This is a genomic window from Allobosea sp. WAO, assembly GCF_001509835.1.
Taxonomy (GTDB): Bacteria; Pseudomonadota; Alphaproteobacteria; order Rhizobiales; family Beijerinckiaceae; genus Allobosea.
Map to the genome: position 1 here is coordinate 208023 of NZ_JXTJ01000006.1, position 16387 is coordinate 224409.

Here is a 16387-nt window from a genome sequence, read left to right on the forward strand (position 1 = left end):
CGATGTCGGGCAACAAAAATCCCGCCGACCGGGAGGTGGCGGGTTGCAGGCAATTCTTCGACGCTGGGAGGGAGGCTAAAGCCTCCGGAGCTCTCGTCGTCGCGCAATCGGCACGCCCCGCTGCAGGTTGATGCAGCGTCGGCGTCGAGCGATGTGCGCGGGGCGGGAACCGAGATACATTGCGCAAGCATGTGATCGGCGATCTGCTTCGTCAATCCGTCGGTTGCGGAAGTCGGGCCTCAAGGCGTTGTTACCGGCAGGCTTTCGCTGAGCCAGCCCTTGTCCCTCGGGTTTCCGAGCAGGCCGCCGCGGACGTCGACGACATCGCGCCAGCCGCGGCCGGCGAGCTTGCGCTGCAGGCTGGACGAGCGGTTGCCGGTCCGGCAGATCAGCGCGATCGTCTTGCCGGGATGGTCGAGCTTCACGCCGGCGAGGCGGGCCTCGAAGCCGCTGCCTTCCATGTCGAGCCTGATCGCGCCCTCGGGCACGCCGGTATCGGCCCATTCCTCGGGCGTGCGGATGTCGACGAGAACGAGGCGGCCGGCCTTCGCGGCCTCATGCGCCTCGCGCACCGAAAGCGAGGGAGCGGGGGCCTGGGCACGGCCGAGGGTCGGCAGCAGGGCGAGGGCAGCGGCGGCGAGGAAGGCGCGGCGTTTCATGCCGGAGCGTTAGCGAATGCGCGCCCAGCCGGCAATTCACGATGCCTGGAAGCAGCGCGCTGCGACTGCGGCGCTCAGCCGCGCGTGGTGCGAAACCCCGTCTTGTCCGCCTCGGTGATCTCGCGCAGCACCTTGCAGGGCACGCCCGCCGCGATCACGCCGGAGGGAATGTCGCGCGTCACGACGCTGCCGGCGCCGACGATGCTGTCGTCGCCGATGGTGACGCCCTGGTTGATCTGCACGCCGCCGCCGATCCAGACCCGGTTGCCGATGGTGACCGGCCTGGCATAGCAGCCGCCGGCGACGCGCTCGGCCGGGTCGATCGCATGGTTGGCGGTATAGATGCCGACGCGGGGGCCGAGCAGGACATTGTCGCCGATGGTGATCTCGGCGCCGTCGAGCATGACGCAGTCGAAATTCGCGTAGAAGTTGCGGCCGATCGTGATGTTGAAGCCGAACTCGCAGCGGAAGTTCGGCTCGAAAAATGCACCCTTGCCGACTTCGCGCAGGAAGGCGCGCAGCAGCGTCTCGCGTTCGGCGGCCGGCTGGCCGAGACTGCGGTTATAGGCGTCGGTCAGGCCGACGGCGCGCGCCCGGGCGGCGACCAGCTCGGGCGAAAGATCGTCGTACATCCGCCCGGAGCGCATCAGGGCGCGCAGTTCTTCGAGGTTCATCGCGGAGCAGAGTCGAGGCCGGCAGTCTGGACCGCCGGCCTCGGCTTTCACTGTCAGCGCAGCTCGGCGCAGAAGCGCTGGATGCGGCGGCAGGCCTCTTCCAGCGTCTCGTCCGCGGTCGCGTAGGAGATGCGGAAGTTCGGGCCGAGGCCGAAGGAGGAGCCGTGCACGGCGGCGACGGCTTCCGTCTCGAGCAGGCCGAGCACCAGGTCCTCGTCGGTCTCGACCTTCTTGCCGTTCGGCATGGTCTTGCCGATCAGGGCCGAGCAGTCGGGATAGACGTAGAAGGCGCCTTCCGGAACCGGGCACTTCAGGCCGCGGGTCTGGTTCAGCATGGAGACGACGAGGTCGCGACGACGCTCGAACGCCTTCTTGAACACCGGCAGATGGTCCTGCGTCCCGTTCAGAGCCTCGACGGCGGCCCATTGCGAGATCGCCGAGGTGCCCGAGGTCTGCTGGCCCTGCACGGTGTCCATCGCGGTGATCAGCTGCTGCGGGCCGGCCGCGTAGCCGATGCGCCAGCCGGTCATCGCATAGGACTTCGAGACGCCGTTCATGGTGAGCGTGCGCTCGTACAGGCCGGGCTCGACCTGGGCCGGGGTGACGAACTGGAACTCGCCATAGACCAGATGCTCGTACATGTCGTCCGAGAGCACCCAGACATGCGGATGGCGCATCAGCACGTCGGTGAGCTTCTTCATCTCGTCATAGGTGTAGGCCGCGCCCGAGGGGTTCGAGGGTGAGTTCATGATCACCCATTTGGTCTTCGGGGTGATGGCGCGCTCGAGCTCTTCCGGCTGGAGCTTGAAATTGTCCTCGATGCGGGTGTTGGCGAAGGTCGCCTTGCCGCCGCAGAGTTGGACCATGTCGGGATAGCTGACCCAGTAGGGCGCGACGCAGATCACCTCGTCGCCGGGGTTCAGGGTGGCGAGCAGCGCGTTGTAGATGACGTGCTTGCCGCCGGTCGAGACGATGGTCTGGCCGGGCTTGTAGTCCAGCCCGTTCTCACGCTTGAACTTGGCGGCGACGGCCTCGCGCAACTGCGGGATGCCGGCGACCGGCGTGTACTTCGTCTCGCCGCGGCGGATGGCGGCGATCGCCGCCTCCTTGATATTGTCCGGTGTGTCGAAATCGGGCTCGCCGACGGAGAGCGAGATCACGTCTTTGCCCTGCGCTTTCAGGTCGCGCGCCTTCTGCGTGATGGCGATGGTCGCAGACGGCTTCACGCGCTTCAGGGCGTCGGCAAGGAAAGCCATGATCCATATCTCCGGGAGCTTGCAGGGCGCGCCTTCAGGCGCGGGCGTGGTTTAGGACCCAAGCGCCGGTACCGCAAGCGCAACTCCTTGATATCGGCCAGAAGCAACGCGAATGGCGGGCCGCAATCGGCCGGACGACTGCCTCAGCCGGCTTCCGCCAGGCGCTGGCGTCGGCGCCGCACCGTCGCGACGGCGAGGGCGTTCCAGCGCGGGCGGCCATAGCAGGGAAAGCCTCGGCGATTGAGCCGGCGGGCGATATCGGCGGGATCATGGATGCCGGCCTCGACGAGCTGGTCGATCAGCGCGCCCGCCGCTTCCAGGAAGATCTCGAGCAGCGCGCGCTCCAAAGCGCGCGCTGCTCGCTCGGCATGACGGGGATGGGTCAGTGGATGCCTGTACCGAAGGAGGGCTCGACCGGGGCCGGGGAGAGCAGCACGGCATTGGCGTGCCCGCCCTCGTAGAGGGCGAAGCGCATCGCTTCCTTCTGGTCGCGGAAGATGCCTTCGCTGCGGCCTTCGAGATCGCGCGCCACCCAGAAGCCGCGCTTCGACTGGCCGACGAGAAAGAGGTGGCTTTCCGGGCCGAGCGGCAGAAGAGATTTTGAACGTGGCATGGCGGGGTCTCAGTTCGGCAGAGCGAGCCAGGCGCGCAGGCCGATGATGCCGGCGACGGCGAGCGTCAGGACGGCGAGCGCGACCATCTCGGCGCAGAGGATGCCGATGACCGGACGCTTATGGGCGAGGCTGCTGTAGACGGCGTGGGCGCGACGCTGCTGGGCGTTGCGTCTGAGGGCAGTATCAGTCGACATTTCGACCTCCGTTGAGGCCCTTGGATGTAGGTCCGACCCCGATAAGGCCGCCATGCGGAAGGTGCGGCGGCGCATAAGGCCGGCATAAGGACCGGCTTGCATGCGCGCTGCGTCCCTGCGATGGCCCTCTCCATGGATGAGAGCCCCAAGACCATCGCGATCTATGTCGATGCCGACGCCTGCCCGGTGAAGCCGGAGATCTACCGTGTCGCCGAGCGGCACAGGCTCAAGGTGTTCGTCGTCGCAAACAGCTTCATGCAGGTGCCGCGCGAGCCCTGGATCGAGCGCGTCATCGTCTCCGACGGGTTTGATGCCGCGGATAACTGGATCGCCGAGCGGGTCTCGCGCGGCGCGGTCGTCGTCACCGCCGACATCCCGCTCGCCGATCGCTGCCTCAAGGCCGGCGCCGACGTGATCGGCCCGACCGGCAAGCCCTTCACCGAGGCCTCGATCGGCATGGCGCTGGCGACGCGCGACATGATGGAGGATTTGCGCGCTATGGGGGCAGCCAGTGGCGGGCCGAAGCCGTTCTCGCCGAAGGACCGCTCGGCCTTCCTGCAGGCGCTCGACCTGGCGATCCAGCGCCTGAAGCGGGCGGGGTTCGCAGCCTAGATATCCCCGAAATCGCCGCCGCGGCCCTTTCCGGCGGCGAAGCGGCCGGCTCCGGCAGCCCCTTCCGTCGCGATGGTCTGGACGCCGCCCGCCCATTCGCGTGCCAGCGCCTCGCGAACCGGCAGACCATGGCCGGCGATGGCGCTCCTGCGATCGGCGAGCATCGCGCCTTGCGGGAAACGGGCGATCTGCTGCGCCATCGCCTCGGCGGCGGCGCGGGTCTGGCCGCGGCCGACGACCTGCTCGCAGAGCCCGATGCGGAGCGCCTCCTGCGCCTCGACCTTGCGCCCGGTCATGATGATCTCAAGCGCCCGGCCCTGGCCGACGAGGCGCGGCAGGCGGACCGTGCCGCCATCGATCAGCGGGATGCCCCAACGCCGGCAATAGACGCCGAAATAGGCGTCATGCGCCATCACCCTGACATCGCACCAGAGCGCGAGCTCCATGCCGCCGGCCACGGCCGGTCCCTCGACGGCGGCGATCAGGGGCTTGTTCATCTCCAGTCGCGACGGACCCATCGGGCCGCGCGGCGCCGGAGCGTCGCCCTCGGGAAAGGCGAGGTCGTCGACGATCTCGCTCTGGAAGCGCGCGGCATCGGTGAAAGCCCGGGCATATTTCAGGTCCCAGCCGGCGCAGAAGGCGCCGCCTTCGCCCCAGAAGACGATCGCCGCCGTCGCCGGGTCGGCATCGAGTTCCTGGAAGACTTGCGTCAACGCGACGGCGCTGTCCGGGTCCATGGCGTTGCGCGCCTCGGGGCGGCTGTGGATCACGGTCGCGACCTTGCCCTGGCGTTCGATGCGGACGGTCATGCGGCATTCCTCCCTTGCTTCTTCGGTCGCAGGCTACAGGTAGCGGCGCTGCGCCCGCCAGTGCTGGACGCATCGGTGCTTTGCCCGTAATCCTCGGCCCAACGCCCGTGGCTTCATCGGGCTTCCGGGAGGAATTTGATGACGCTTACCCGCCGCTCCACGCTCGGCCTCGTCGCCGGCGCCGTCTTCGCTCCGGCCATCGCCCGGGCACAGAGCTTCCCGTCGAAGCCGATCACCCTGGTGGTGCCCTATCCGGCGGGCGGGCCGACCGATGCGATCGCCCGTTTCGTGGCGCAGGAGATGTCGACGACGATCGGCCAGAACGTCGTGGTCGACAACCGCGCCGGCGCCTCGGGCGCAGTCGGCACGCGCGCCGTCGCCAAGGCCGATCCGGACGGCCACACCTTTATCTTCGGCAACAACCAGACGCATGGGAACAACATGTTCCTGCTGAAGGAGCCGGGCTATGACGCGGTCAAGGACTTTGCGCCGGTCGCCGGCGTCGGCGCCTTCGAGCATGCCTTCGTGGTGCGCAAGGACCTGCCTGCCAAGAACATCGCCGAGCTGATCGCGCTCGCCAAGGCTGACCCCGACAAGCTGAACTACGGCTCGACAGGCGTCGGCTCCGGCTCGCATCTCGCCATGGAGCTGTTCATGCAGCGCACGGGCATCAGGATGACGCATGTGCCGTTCCGCGGCGCGGCGCCGCTGGTGCAGGAGATCATCGGCGGGCGCATCGATATCGCCAATTCGACGCTGCCTTCGGTGCTCGAGCAGATCAATGCCGGCAATCTCAGGGCCCTGGCGCTGGCTTCCCCTGAGCGCAACCCGCGCGCCAAGGACATTCCGACGCTGCGCGAGCAGGGTGTCTCCGATGCCGACGCCGATAGCTGGGCCGCGTTCTTCGCACCCGCGGCGACGCCGGCGCCGGTGCTGGAGAAGCTCTCGCAGTCGGTGATCGCGGCGATCGCCAAGCCCGAGATCACCGAGAAGATCCTGAAGCTCGGCTTCACCCTGAAGGTGCGCGACCCCGCCGCCTTCAAGCCCTACCATCTCCAGGAGATCGCGACCTGGGAGAAGATCATCAAGGAAGCCGGCGTGAAGCCGGAGTGATTTAGTTTCAGGCTTTGATACCCGCAGCCCTCACCATGAGGAGCGATCGCAGATCGCGTCTCGAAGGATGTTTCCAGCGTGCTCTGGAACATCCTTCGAGACGCCGTTGCGCGGCTCCTCAGGATGAGGGCTGCGCTGTTTTCGGGAGGACTGGATGAACCTGATGCCCAAGCTCGCCGCCCGTGCCGAGGCCGGCCGCCCCGTTCGCTGCGCCCTGATCGGGGCCGGCAAGTTCGGCTCGATGTTCCTCGCCCAGGTGCCGCATATCGAGGGGCTTGAGGTGGCGGCGATCGCCGATCTCGACCCGGAGCGGGCGCGCAACGCCTGCGGCACCGTCGGCTGGGACGAGGCCCGCATCGCCCAAACCCGCTTCGTCGATGACGGGCTTGCCGCGGCCGAAATGGACGGCGTCGAGGTGGTGATCGAGGCGACCGGACATCCGGCCGCCGGTGCACGGCACGCGCTTGCAGCGATCGCGGCCGGTCGGCATGTCGTCATGGTCAATGTCGAGGCCGACGTCTTGGTCGGCCCGGTGCTGGCGGCGAAGGCCAAGGCCGCTGGCGTGGTCTATTCGATGGCCTATGGCGACCAGCCGGCGCTGGTCTCCGAGATGGTCGACTGGGCGCGCGCGACCGGCTTCACCGTCGCTGCCGCCGGCAAGGGCACCAAATACCTGCCGGCCTATCACCGGGTGACGCCTGACGAGGTCTGGGGCCATTACGGGTTGACGCCGGATGCGGCCAAGGCGGCCGGCATGAACCCGCAAATGTTCAACTCCTTCCTCGACGGCACCAAGTCGGCGATCGAGATGGCGGCGATCGCCAATGCCTGCGGGCTCGACGTGCCGGAGGACGGGCTGTCCTTCCCGCCCTGCGGCGTCGACGATCTCGCCCATGTGCTGCGGCCGAAGGCGGCTGGCGGCCAGCTCGAGCGCGACGGCATGGTCGAGGTGGTGTCCTCGCTGGAGCGCGACGGACGGCCGGTCTTCCGCGACCTGCGCTGGGGCGTCTATGTCGTGCTGAAGGCGCCGAACGCCTATGCCGCCGCCTGCTTCAAGCAATACGGCCTGCCGACCGATTCCACCGGCCTCTATGCGGCGATGTACAAGCCCTTCCACCTGATCGGGCTCGAGCTCTCGATCTCGGTGCTGAATGCGGCCCTGCGCGGCGAGGCGACCGGCGCGACGCGCGGCTGGCGTGGTGACGCGGTCGCTACCGCCAAGCGCGCGCTCAAGGCCGGCGAGACGCTGGATGGGGAGGGCGGCTACACCGTCTACGGCAAGCTGATGTCGGCCGCCGCGAGCCGCGCTGCCGGCGCGCTGCCGATCGGGCTCGCGCACCACGTCAAGCTGAAGCGCGACGTGGCAGCCGGAGCGGTCGTGACGGCGGACGACGTCGTGCTCGACGAGGCCTCGCAGATCGTCGCGTTGCGCCGGGAACTCGCGACGCTGCCCTGAAACGGCGCTCAGATAGGGCAGACTTTAACCATCGCGATTGACCGCGCCTTAAGCCGGTCCGGCCTAGAACGGGCCGAGCCGACGGGTCTCGGCTGATGGCGAGGGGGAAGGCGGGTGAGCATCCGCGCAAACATCGCGAGCTGGGCGCTGATCGTCGCAGTGCTGCTGTCCTGCCTCGCCTGGCTGCCCTTCACCAATGTCTCGATCGTGCCGCTGTCGCTGATCGGCCCGGTTGCAGCGGGCGTGGCTTGCGCACTGCTCGCCGGCTATTATCGGGCGTTCCGCGCCGAAACCAAGCTCGCCGATGCGCTGGATTGCATGGGCCAGGTCATGGCCTTCATGATCACGGGCGTGCTGCTGTCCTATCTGGCGGCGACGATGAGCTTTCCCGAGCAGGACGCCTTGTTCTATGCGCTCGACCGCAGCCTAGGTCTCGACTGGCTTGCCTATCTGAAGGCGATCGACGCCCGACCCTGGCTCGGAACGATGTTCGGCCTCGCCTATGCCAGCATCCTGCCGCAGATCGTCGTCCTGGTCATTGCGCTGGCCTTCTCCGGGCGGGGAGACGCGGCCCGGATCATGGTCTTCGCCATGATGCTTTCGGCGCTGGTGTCGATCGCCATATCCGGGCTGATGCCGGCCGTGGCGATGTTCGTTCATCTGGGCCTGACTCCGGCGGACTATCCCAACCTCAACCCCGGGGCGGCCTTCGTGCATGTCGCCGACATCAAGGCGCTGCGTTCGGGCGCGTCGTTTCTCGTCGACCTGTCCAGGGCGGAAGGCATCATCACCTTTCCGTCCTATCACGCCGCGCTCGCCCTGCTGATGTTGCTCGCGGGCTGGACGCATCCCCTTCTGCGCTGGCCTTTCGTGATCATCAACCTGCTGATGATCGCGGCGACGCCGATCGATGGCGGCCATTATTTCATCGACGTCTTCGCAGGGCTCGGCCTCGCGCTGCTTTGCCATGCCGCGGCGCGCCGTTGCCTGTTTCCCAGCCGGGTGGCGCCGGTGCCGGAGCCCGCGCAGGGCGCTGCCGTCCCGGTGCGCCCCTAGAGCATGTTCGAGCGAATCGGGCACCGGCTCGTGTGAAGAAAACGCGACAAAACAACAAATTAGAGTGCTTCCGCGATTCCGTGAGTCGCGGAAGTGCTCTCGTTCGGCGGAGGGACAAACCGCGTTTCCCCCTGTTGTCAGGCTCGCTGGCCTGCCTATGTAAGGTGGCCAGGCCGGGCTACGGAGGCGAAATGCGCGGGATCATCTCAACCCTTGTCGTCGCCTTCGGGCTTTCGCTGAATGCAGCCTCCGCCCAGCAACGCTTCCCGTCCAGCGCCGGCGAGCTGCTGGTCGAGACGGTGGCAAGTGGCCTGGAAAACCCCTGGGGCCTCGCCTTCCTGCCAGATGGCCGCATGCTGGTGACGGAGCGGCCGGGGCGGCTGCGGCTGGTTTCGATCGACGGCAAGCTCTCGCCGCCGCTCTCCGGCGTCCCCAATGTCACCGGGCGCGGCCAGGGCGGCCTGCTAGACGTGGTGCTCGATCCCGGTTTCGCGCAGAACCGCTTCGTCTACCTCTCCTTTTCGGAGCCACGGGCCGGCGGCAACGGTACCAGCGTGGCGCGCGGCCGGCTGAACGCGGCCGGCACGGCGCTGGAAGGGACGAGCGTTGTCTTCCAGCAGATGCCGACGGTCAGCAGCAACATGCATTTCGGCTCGCGACTAGTGTTCGACCGGACCGGCGCGCTCTTCGTCACCACCGGGGACCGCTACAGCCAGCGTGACCAGGCGCAGAACCCGGAGAACCATATCGGCAAGATCATCCGCATCCGCCCGGAGGGCGGCGCGGCGGAGGGCAATCCGAAGAAGCCGGGCTGGCAGCCGGAAGTCTGGTCGATCGGCCACCGCAATGTCCAGGGCGCGGCGCTGCATCCGCAGACCGGCCAACTCTGGACGGCCGAGCACGGCGCGCGCGGCGGCGACGAGATCAACACCCCGAAGGCCGGGCTGAACTATGGCTGGCCGGTGATCACCTATGGCATCGATTATTCCGGCCTCCGGATCGGCGAGGGCACGGCCAAGGCCGGGCTGGAGCAGCCACTGTTCTATTGGGATCCGTCGATCGCGCCGTCGGGCGCCGCATTCTACACCGGCGAGCGCTGGCCGGCCTGGAAGAACTCGCTCTTCGTCGGCGCGCTCGCCGGCCAGATGCTGGTCCGGGTCTCGACCCAGGGCGAAAGGGTCACCGGCGAGGAGCGGCTGCTGACAGATATCGGCGAGCGCATCCGCGACGTCCGGCAAGGGCCGGACGGCTATCTCTACCTGCTCAGCGACGATGCCAAGGGCAAGATCCTGAGGGTCCGGCCGGCGCGCTGAGCCTCACGGCCCGCAATCCCATTCGCGCTCGACGACGAAGACCTTGCGGGTCGCGAGCTGTCCGCGCGTGTCGTAGAGATCGCCGACATAGTATTCCGTGCCGGCGGCATCGCGCACGCTGCGATCGACCTGCAGCGACCAGCCATAGCCGACATGGTTCGGTGCCTTCCAGTCGCGATGGATGTTGGCCGGTGAGGCCGAGGCGAGGATGCGGGCGCGCTCGTCGCTCGGCGAGCAGGTCGGCCCGGCAAGAGCAGGGGCGGCGGCGACAGTCAGCGCGCTGGCGATCAATGCCAGTTTCTTCATCTTGGTAGCCCTTGATCGATGTGGATGGTCAGGTGATCTCGGCGAGCCTGGTGTCGAGCGACAGGACCAGGCACCAATGCGGCTCGAAATCGGCACCGAGCGGCCAGATCTGCTCCTTGAAGATCTCGAGCAGTGCCGCCTGGTAGCGTTCGAACCAGTCGCGCTGGCAAAGCACGAACTTGGTCGCGCCGACAATGGTCTCGCGGTCGATGATGCACAGGGGAACGATACCGGGATTGGCTTCGAGATAGTCCTGCACGGCGACCATCAGCGTCGGGTAGCCGGGATGAAGCATGTCGTCGAGCACGATCAGCCCGCCCTCCGAAAGGCAGGCGGTGGCGAGCGCCAGGTCCTTCGACAGCGCGGCACGCGAATGCTCGCCGTCGACATGGATGAAGCGCAGTTTTTCGCCGCGGGCATGGGCCAGTAGCTCGGCCGGCGTCATGGCGCCGGCATCGCCCTTGATGGTGACGCGGCGCTCGGGCGCGATGCCGTATTTCAGGCAATTGGCCTCGAAACGGTCCTTCACCTCAGGGTTCGGCCATTCGAAGATGTCGATGCCGAGGGCGATCTCGCCGGGCTCGAGCGCATGTGCCAGGGCGATGAAGAAGCGGCCCTCGAAGGCGCCGATCTCGGCGATCGGCCCGGCGACGCCTTCCTCGGTCTGCAATCGCAGCAGCCGCGCGCAGATCGCGGCGGCAAAGCGCGAGGACATACCGACGACGCGCTCATAGCCGTCGTTAAGATAGGCCTCGACGGCGGGGTGGCCGGATTGCGGGACGGGAGCCATCGCGCTCAGGCCTTGGCGTGGAAGATGAAGAAGGCCCCGGCTGCGATCAGCGCGAAGCCGATGGCGTGGTTCCAGGTGAGCTGCTCCTTGAGCCAGAACACCGAGAACAGCGCGAAGACGCAGAGCGTGACGACCTCCTGGATCGTCTTCAGCTCGGCGGCCGAATAGACGCCGTGGCCGATGCGGTTCGCCGGCACGGCGAGCATGTACTCCGGCAGGGCGATCATCCAGCTCGCCAGGATCGCCAGCCAGATCGCCGTGCTCTTGTAGGAAAGATGCCCGTACCAGGCGAAAGTCATGAAGACGTTCGAGCCGATCAGCATGCCAATCGGCAGGAGATGCGCGGTCGTGATAGCGGGCATGGCGGGTTTTCCGTGGCGGGCGGGGCCTGGCGTCTCGAAGCGGTGCTGGCGCGACTCAGCCGTGGCGCAGCTTCATCGCGAGTATGACCGAAACCAGGCAAAGCGAGATGGCGTTCGCGCCGATCAGCGGCCAGGAGGCGATGAGGAGGCCATAGACCAGCCAGAGCACGATGCCGCTGGCGAACATCGCCTGGGTCCAGAGCGAGATCGCGCGGGTGTCCCGAGTGCGGATGGTCTGGACAGCCTGTGGTAGCCAGCACAGCGTCGTCAGCGTCGCGGCGGCGAAACCGAGGGTCTCGATCAGAGCAGGCTGCATGGCTGGTCCGGGGGCGATTCGCGCTGTCTGCGCAGGCATAGATCAGGCCGCGCCTGCGCGCGACAGGCAAGGCGCGAGAATGGCGTGGGCGCGAAAGGCCGCATGGTTAACCTCCTTTAACCGGAGCGCCCTAGTTTCGTGCCATTCCTGCGATTCGGTGGACCTATGCGCGCTCTGATCCTGGCCTTGCCTTTCGTCCTCGCCGCTCCGGCGGCCTTTGCCAATTTCGACCGCTGCGTCGCCGGCCTGCGCTCGGATGCGGCGGCCAAGGGCGTCTCCGGCGCGACCTTCGACCGGGCCATGGCGGGCGTGACGCCCGACATGAAGATCATCGAGGCGATGAACAACCAGCCGGAGTTCAAGACGCCGATCTGGGATTATCTCGGCACGCTGGTCGACGACGAGAAGGTCGCCGAAGGCCGGGCCATGCTGCGCCAGCACGCCTCAACGCTGGCAGCCGCCGAAAGCCGCTTTGGGGTCGACCGCCACACCATCGTCGCGGTCTGGGGCGTCGAGAGCGATTTCGGCAAGGCCAAGGGCCGCTGGCCGCTGGTCCAGGCGCTGGCGACGGGCGCCTGCCTCGCGCCACGCCGCAATGCTTTCTTCAAGGGCGAGCTGATCTCGACCCTGCAGATCATCCAGCGCGGCGATGTCCGCGCCGACCGGCTGACCGGCTCCTGGGCCGGCGCTTTCGGCCATACCCAGTTCATCCCCTCGACCTATCTCAGGCTCGGCGTCGACGGGGATGGCGACGGGCGGCGCGACCTCGTCGATTCGATCCCGGACGCGCTGCACTCGACCGCGAATTTCATGGACAAGGCCGGCTGGGTCACCGGCGCGACCTGGGGCTACGAGGTCCGCGTGCCGCGCAGCTACTCCGGCGCGACCGGGCGCAACCCGAAGCGGCCGGTGTCGCATTGGGCGGGCCAGGGCATCGTCAAGTTCGACGGCTCGGCCCTGAACGGCACCGGCAATGCCGGCCTGCTGATGCCGGCGGGGCGCAACGGTCCGGCCTTCCTGGTCTTCAAGAACTACGACGCGGCCTTCAGCTATAATGGCGCGGATTCCTATGCCCTCGCCATCTCCCTGCTTTCCGACCGGCTGCGCGGCCGGCCGGGTGTGCAGGGCGATTGGCCGACCGACGACCTGCCGCTGTCGCGCGAGCAGCGCCGCGAGCTCCAGCGCCTCCTGATCGCGCGCGGCTACAATGTCGGCGAGCCCGACGGCGCCGTCGGCTCGCTGACGCGGGCGGCGATCAAGGATATCGAGAGCAAGATCGGCATGGAGCAGACCGGTCGGCCGGGCGAAAAGGTCTTGCGCGCGCTGAAGGGCGGGCGGCTCTGACGCGCTTCAAAGGCCGAGGAAGCGCCTGACCGGCTCCGGACCGTCCGGCGCCGTCAGCCTTTCCCACGGGCCTGCCGCCTCGACGCGGCCATGGGCTACGAAGGCGAAGAGCTCGGAGGTTTGCGCCGCCTCCTCCGGGGTGTGCAGCGTCATCAGCACGGTCAGGCCGTGGCTGCGCCTGAGCGCGTCGACGCGGGCGATCATCTCGCGGCGCAGGCCGGGGTCGAGGGCGCCGAAGGGTTCGTCGAGCAGCATCAGCGGCTTGCCGCGCAGCAAAGCGCGGGCGAGCGCGACGCGCTGGCGCTGGCCGCCGGAAAGCTCGGCGGGGCGGCGTGAAGCAAATTCTGTCAGACTGACCTCCGCCAGTGCCGCCGCGACGCGCTGCCTTTCGCCGTCGTCGAGACGCAGCGACGGCTTCAGCCCGAGCGCGACATTTTCGGCCGCAGTCAGATGCGGGAAGAGGTTGTGGTCCTGGAACAGGATCGAGACCGGCCGCTGCGCCGGGGCCAGCGGCAGCAGATCCTGACCAGCGAAGCGCAGCGTGCCGGAGTGCGGCCGCTCGAAGCCGGCGATGGCGTGGAGCAGCGTCGTCTTGCCGCCGCCGGACGGGCCGATCACGGCGCAGAGCGCTCCGGCGGGCACCGCGAGATCATAGCGCGCCTCGAAACCAGGATAGCGCAAGGCGAGACCGGCGATCTCAAGCATGACGCGCGCTCCAGCGCTGGGCGAGGAAGGCGAGGCTGCCCGCGCTGATAACGAGCACCAGCGCCAGCGCCCCAGCCTCGTCGATACGATAGGCGCCGAGCCGGTTGGCGAGCAGATAGGGCAGGGTGGTCAGTTCCGGGCCGCCGAACAGGGCGATGACGCCGAAATCGCCGAGCGAGAGCGCCGTCGCGAAGGCGAAGGCGGCGCCGAGCGCGCCGCGCAGCGCCGGCCATTCGACCAGACGCAGCCGGTTTCGGCCGGCGAGCCCCAGGCTCTCGGCCAATCGGCCATGGCGCTCTGCGCTGGTCGCGAGCGCCGGGGCGAGCAGGCGATAGGCGTAAGGAAGGGCCATCAGCGCATTGACCAGCGGCACCAGGATCAGGCCGAGCGAGGCGGGGTCGACGAGGCCGCGCAGCAGAACATAGAGCCCGGCGACGAAGGCGAAGGGCGGCAGGCCGAGCATGGCGAAGGCAGCGAGGTCGGGCAGGCGAGAGCGCCGTGGCAGCCGGCGCGCGCCGCTGGCCAGCAGCAGAGCGAGCAGACAGGCGAGTAGCCCGGCGCTGACGGCAATGACGGCGCTGGTTGCGGCGGCGCGGACGAACTCCGCCGAGGCGAGGCTCGGCAGATGGATGAGGCCGCCAGCGACACTGAGCAATGGCGGCGCGACCAGTGCCGTGCCGAGGGCGAGCACGCCGACATCAAGGCCCTGCATGCTGCGAAGATCGGGCCGCGGAGCGCGGTGTCCGGCGCCGGCTTCGGCGCGGGCCCTCGGCGTCAGCGCGCTGAGGCTGGCGGCGAGGCCGAGGCAGATCAGGAGCTGCAGTCCGGCGAGCGCGGCGGCGCGGACGAAATCCGCCTCGAAGCGCACGGCTTCGTAGATCGCGACCTCGAGCGTCGCATTGGCCGGGCCGCCGCCTAGCGACAGCACGATGGCGAAGCTGGTGAAGCAGAGCAGGAAGACGAGGACAGCGAGCGCAGGCGCCTCGCGCCGGATCACCGGCCAGTCGAGATGGCGGAAGCAGTCCTTTGCGGAAAAGCCGAGTGCCGTGCCGAGGCGCGACAATTCGCCGGGCTCGCGCTCGCAGGCGTGGAGAAGCGCGCGAGCGACCAGCGGCATGTTCATCAAGACATGGGCGAGGACGATGCCGTGCAGCCCGTAAATCGAGGGTGGTTCGGCGCCGATGCTCCGCATAGCTGAGCCGAGCAGGCCCGAGCGGCCATAGATCGCGACCACGCCGAAGGCGATGACGATGGTCGGTGCGACCGCGGCGGTGGTGAGCAAAGCGAGCAGCAGGTCGCGGCCGGGAAAGCGGCGGCGCAGCAAAGCGAGCGCAAGCGCGGTGCCGAGCGCGAGCGAAAGCAGGGTCGAGAGTGCCGCCTGCAGCCCGGCCGAGGCGAGCAGGCGCGCAAGATTGGGGCCGAGCGTGAGCAGGGACGCAAAGTCGGAGCCGGCCCGCGCCAGGCCGATGAGCGAGCCGCAGGCGAGGGCGAGGATCGCGAGCGCGGTGAGCGTGGCCGGCCGAAGCAAGGTCTCAGCGGCTCGTCGCGGCGAGCCAGGCGTCGATGAAGGCCCGGCGCTGGCTGCGGACCGTCTCGGGCGCGATCAGCAGGGTCTTCTCCGGCTTGATCACCTCGGCGAAGGAGGCCGGCAGGCCGGTTGCCGGCAGCTTCGCCGGCATCATCCAGTTGCCCTCCGGGATCAGCGACTGGAAGGCGTCGGAGAGCATGAAGGCGAGGAAGCGCTTCGCGAGTTCCGGCTGTTTCGTTGCCCGGGTCATGCCGGCGAGCTCGACATGGAGGTAGTGTCCTTCCGAGAAGGGTGCGGCCTTGTACTGCGTCTTCTTCTCGATGCCGAGATGATAGGCCGGCGAGGTCGCGTAGGAGAGCACCATGTCGGCCTCGCCCTTGAGGAACAGGCCATAGGCCTCCGACCAGCCCTTGGTGAAGGTGACGATGCGCGGCTTCAGCCTCGCCCAGGCGGCGTCGGCTTCGTCGCCATAGACGGCGCGCATCCAGAGCAGGAAGCCGAGGCCGGGCGCCGAGGTGCGCGGGTCCTGCAGCACGAGCTTCGGGCCCTTGGGGTCGTCGACGAGCTGCTTCAGGCTCTGCGGCGGCGTCGCCAGCCTGGTGGAATCATAGACGAAGGCGAGGTGGCCCCAGTCGAAGGGCAGGAGGGTGTCGTCGGTCCAGGGCGTCGGCAGGGTGAGCGTCGCGCCATCCTGGCCATGCGGCTGGAACAGGCCGGTCGCTTTCGCCTCGGCGGCGAGGTTCATGTCGAGGCCGAGCACGACATCGGCCTTGCTCGTCTCACCTTCCAGCTTCAGCCGGGCGAGCAGCGAGCCGGCATCGTCGGCGGCAACCCAGTTCAGCGTGCAGTCGCATTGCGCCTCGAAGGCGGCCTTCACCTTGGCGCCGGGCCCGTATTTCCCGGTGAAGGAGGAGTAGGTGTAGACGCTCAGCGCCGGCTTCTCCTGCGCCCAGGCCGGCGCTCCAAAGAGCAGTGCCGCCAGGATTCCGGCGATTAGGCCCGTTCTGCCGCTCAGACCAGTCATGACGTCCCCGCATGCTTCGTTGGGGTTCTGACGGGGAGGGCTTTGCGTCGCCCGCTGCGGGCGTCGATGCTCAATCCCTCCGCCGGCACGACCCGGATCAGGTTCTACGGGTCGTGGCGCCGTTATGCGCCCCTCTCAGCCCGGTTGCCGGGCACCCCGTTGAGGCCCGTCACGGATAGGCCCCCGCTGCGCCCAAGTCCAGCCTGCGGCTTGCTTCGCGGGCGATCCGCCCGTAACCAGCGCGCAGGGGCGCGAA

Annotated in this window: 20 protein-coding genes and 1 riboswitch; of the genes, 6 read left to right on the forward strand and 14 right to left on the reverse strand. The window is 68.2% G+C overall.

Annotated elements, in window-relative coordinates; translation table 11 throughout:
• Positions 1–239 precede the first annotated feature (239 nt).
• The 6 genes from DK26_RS10040 to DK26_RS10065 all read right to left on the reverse strand — a co-directional run bounded on the left by DK26_RS10040 (position 240) and on the right by DK26_RS10065 (position 3397).
• Complete coding sequence (locus tag DK26_RS10040) at positions 240–659, reverse strand: rhodanese-like domain-containing protein (RefSeq protein ID WP_066471314.1); 420 nt, start codon at positions 657–659, stop codon at positions 240–242.
• 74 nt (positions 660–733) lie between these two features.
• A complete protein-coding gene (locus DK26_RS10045; RefSeq protein ID WP_066471316.1) occupies positions 734–1333 on the reverse strand; it encodes a sugar O-acetyltransferase in 600 nt (199 codons plus the stop codon).
• A 53-nt stretch (positions 1334–1386) separates the two neighbouring features.
• Positions 1387–2589 carry a pyridoxal phosphate-dependent aminotransferase gene (locus tag DK26_RS10050; RefSeq protein ID WP_066471318.1) on the reverse strand — a complete coding sequence of 401 codons (1203 nt, stop codon included), beginning with the start codon at positions 2587–2589 and terminating at the stop codon, positions 1387–1389.
• Positions 2590–2732: 143 nt separating this feature from the next.
• Positions 2733–2936, reverse strand: coding sequence for a hypothetical protein (locus tag DK26_RS10055; RefSeq protein WP_066471319.1), 204 nt, complete (start codon positions 2934–2936; stop codon positions 2733–2735).
• Positions 2937–2971: 35 nt separating this feature from the next.
• Entirely contained in the window at positions 2972–3202 is a 231-nt protein-coding gene (locus tag DK26_RS10060; RefSeq protein WP_066471322.1) for a hypothetical protein, read from the reverse strand.
• 9 nt (positions 3203–3211) lie between these two features.
• Positions 3212–3397 (reverse strand): hypothetical protein, encoded by a 186-nt coding sequence (locus tag DK26_RS10065; protein ID WP_066471325.1) that lies wholly within the window; start codon positions 3395–3397, stop codon positions 3212–3214.
• A gap of 132 nt (positions 3398–3529) precedes the next feature.
• Between DK26_RS10065 and DK26_RS10070 the strand changes: the two genes are divergently transcribed.
• Positions 3530–4009: a YaiI/YqxD family protein gene (locus DK26_RS10070; RefSeq protein ID WP_066471330.1), complete on the forward strand. Its 480-nt coding sequence runs from the start codon at positions 3530–3532 to the stop codon at positions 4007–4009.
• Here the strand turns inward: DK26_RS10070 and DK26_RS10075 are convergent.
• Positions 4006–4818: a crotonase/enoyl-CoA hydratase family protein gene (locus DK26_RS10075; protein ID WP_066471332.1), complete on the reverse strand. Its 813-nt coding sequence runs from the start codon at positions 4816–4818 to the stop codon at positions 4006–4008. The two genes, DK26_RS10070 and DK26_RS10075, sit on opposite strands and share 4 nt — an antisense overlap.
• A gap of 138 nt (positions 4819–4956) precedes the next feature.
• Here DK26_RS10075 and DK26_RS10080 point away from each other — a divergent pair, with 138 nt between their 5' ends.
• The 4 genes from DK26_RS10080 (at position 4957) to DK26_RS10095 (ending at position 9756) form a co-directional block, all read left to right on the forward strand.
• The gene (locus DK26_RS10080; RefSeq protein WP_066471334.1) at positions 4957–5931 is read left to right on the forward strand and encodes a tripartite tricarboxylate transporter substrate binding protein; all 975 of its coding nucleotides are present in this window, start codon (positions 4957–4959) and stop codon (positions 5929–5931) included.
• 154 nt (positions 5932–6085) lie between these two features.
• Complete coding sequence (locus DK26_RS10085) at positions 6086–7387, forward strand: Gfo/Idh/MocA family oxidoreductase (protein WP_066471335.1); 1302 nt, start codon at positions 6086–6088, stop codon at positions 7385–7387.
• A gap of 114 nt (positions 7388–7501) precedes the next feature.
• Positions 7502–8443: a phosphatase PAP2 family protein gene (locus DK26_RS10090; RefSeq protein ID WP_066471337.1), complete on the forward strand. Its 942-nt coding sequence runs from the start codon at positions 7502–7504 to the stop codon at positions 8441–8443.
• Between the two features lie 191 nt (positions 8444–8634).
• On the forward strand, positions 8635–9756 hold the full coding sequence (locus tag DK26_RS10095; RefSeq protein ID WP_066471339.1) for a PQQ-dependent sugar dehydrogenase: 1122 nt from the start codon (positions 8635–8637) through the stop codon (positions 9754–9756).
• 3 nt (positions 9757–9759) lie between these two features.
• Here DK26_RS10095 and DK26_RS10100 read toward each other — a convergent pair whose 3' ends face one another.
• From DK26_RS10100 to DK26_RS10115, 4 genes are read right to left on the reverse strand one after another with little or no spacing between them, the layout of a single operon-like run.
• A complete protein-coding gene (locus DK26_RS10100) occupies positions 9760–10062 on the reverse strand; it encodes a hypothetical protein (protein ID WP_066471342.1) in 303 nt (100 codons plus the stop codon).
• Between the two features lie 28 nt (positions 10063–10090).
• Positions 10091–10852 carry a class I SAM-dependent methyltransferase gene (locus DK26_RS10105; RefSeq protein WP_066471345.1) on the reverse strand — a complete coding sequence of 254 codons (762 nt, stop codon included), beginning with the start codon at positions 10850–10852 and terminating at the stop codon, positions 10091–10093.
• A gap of 5 nt (positions 10853–10857) precedes the next feature.
• Positions 10858–11214, reverse strand: a complete 357-nt coding sequence (locus tag DK26_RS10110) for a DMT family protein (protein WP_066471346.1) — start codon at positions 11212–11214, stop codon at positions 10858–10860.
• A gap of 55 nt (positions 11215–11269) precedes the next feature.
• A complete protein-coding gene (locus DK26_RS10115; protein ID WP_083533122.1) occupies positions 11270–11530 on the reverse strand; it encodes a SemiSWEET transporter in 261 nt (86 codons plus the stop codon).
• A 165-nt stretch (positions 11531–11695) separates the two neighbouring features.
• Here DK26_RS10115 and DK26_RS10120 point away from each other — a divergent pair, with 165 nt between their 5' ends.
• The gene (locus tag DK26_RS10120; protein WP_066471350.1) at positions 11696–12874 is read left to right on the forward strand and encodes a lytic murein transglycosylase; all 1179 of its coding nucleotides are present in this window, start codon (positions 11696–11698) and stop codon (positions 12872–12874) included.
• A gap of 6 nt (positions 12875–12880) precedes the next feature.
• Here the strand turns inward: DK26_RS10120 and DK26_RS10125 are convergent, their stop codons facing one another.
• From DK26_RS10125 to thiB, 3 genes are read right to left on the reverse strand one after another with little or no spacing between them, the layout of a single operon-like run.
• The gene (locus DK26_RS10125; RefSeq protein ID WP_066471352.1) at positions 12881–13579 is read right to left on the reverse strand and encodes an ATP-binding cassette domain-containing protein; all 699 of its coding nucleotides are present in this window, start codon (positions 13577–13579) and stop codon (positions 12881–12883) included.
• Positions 13572–15107, reverse strand: coding sequence for an ABC transporter permease subunit (locus DK26_RS10130; RefSeq protein ID WP_066471354.1), 1536 nt, complete (start codon positions 15105–15107; stop codon positions 13572–13574). Before DK26_RS10130 ends, DK26_RS10125 begins: the two co-directional genes overlap by 8 nt.
• A 4-nt stretch (positions 15108–15111) precedes the next feature.
• On the reverse strand, positions 15112–16131 hold the full coding sequence (thiB, locus tag DK26_RS10135; RefSeq protein ID WP_066471356.1) for a thiamine ABC transporter substrate binding subunit: 1020 nt from the start codon (positions 16129–16131) through the stop codon (positions 15112–15114).
• A gap of 57 nt (positions 16132–16188) precedes the next feature.
• Positions 16189–16300: riboswitch (TPP riboswitch) on the reverse strand.
• Between the last annotated feature and the right edge of the window lie 87 nt (positions 16301–16387).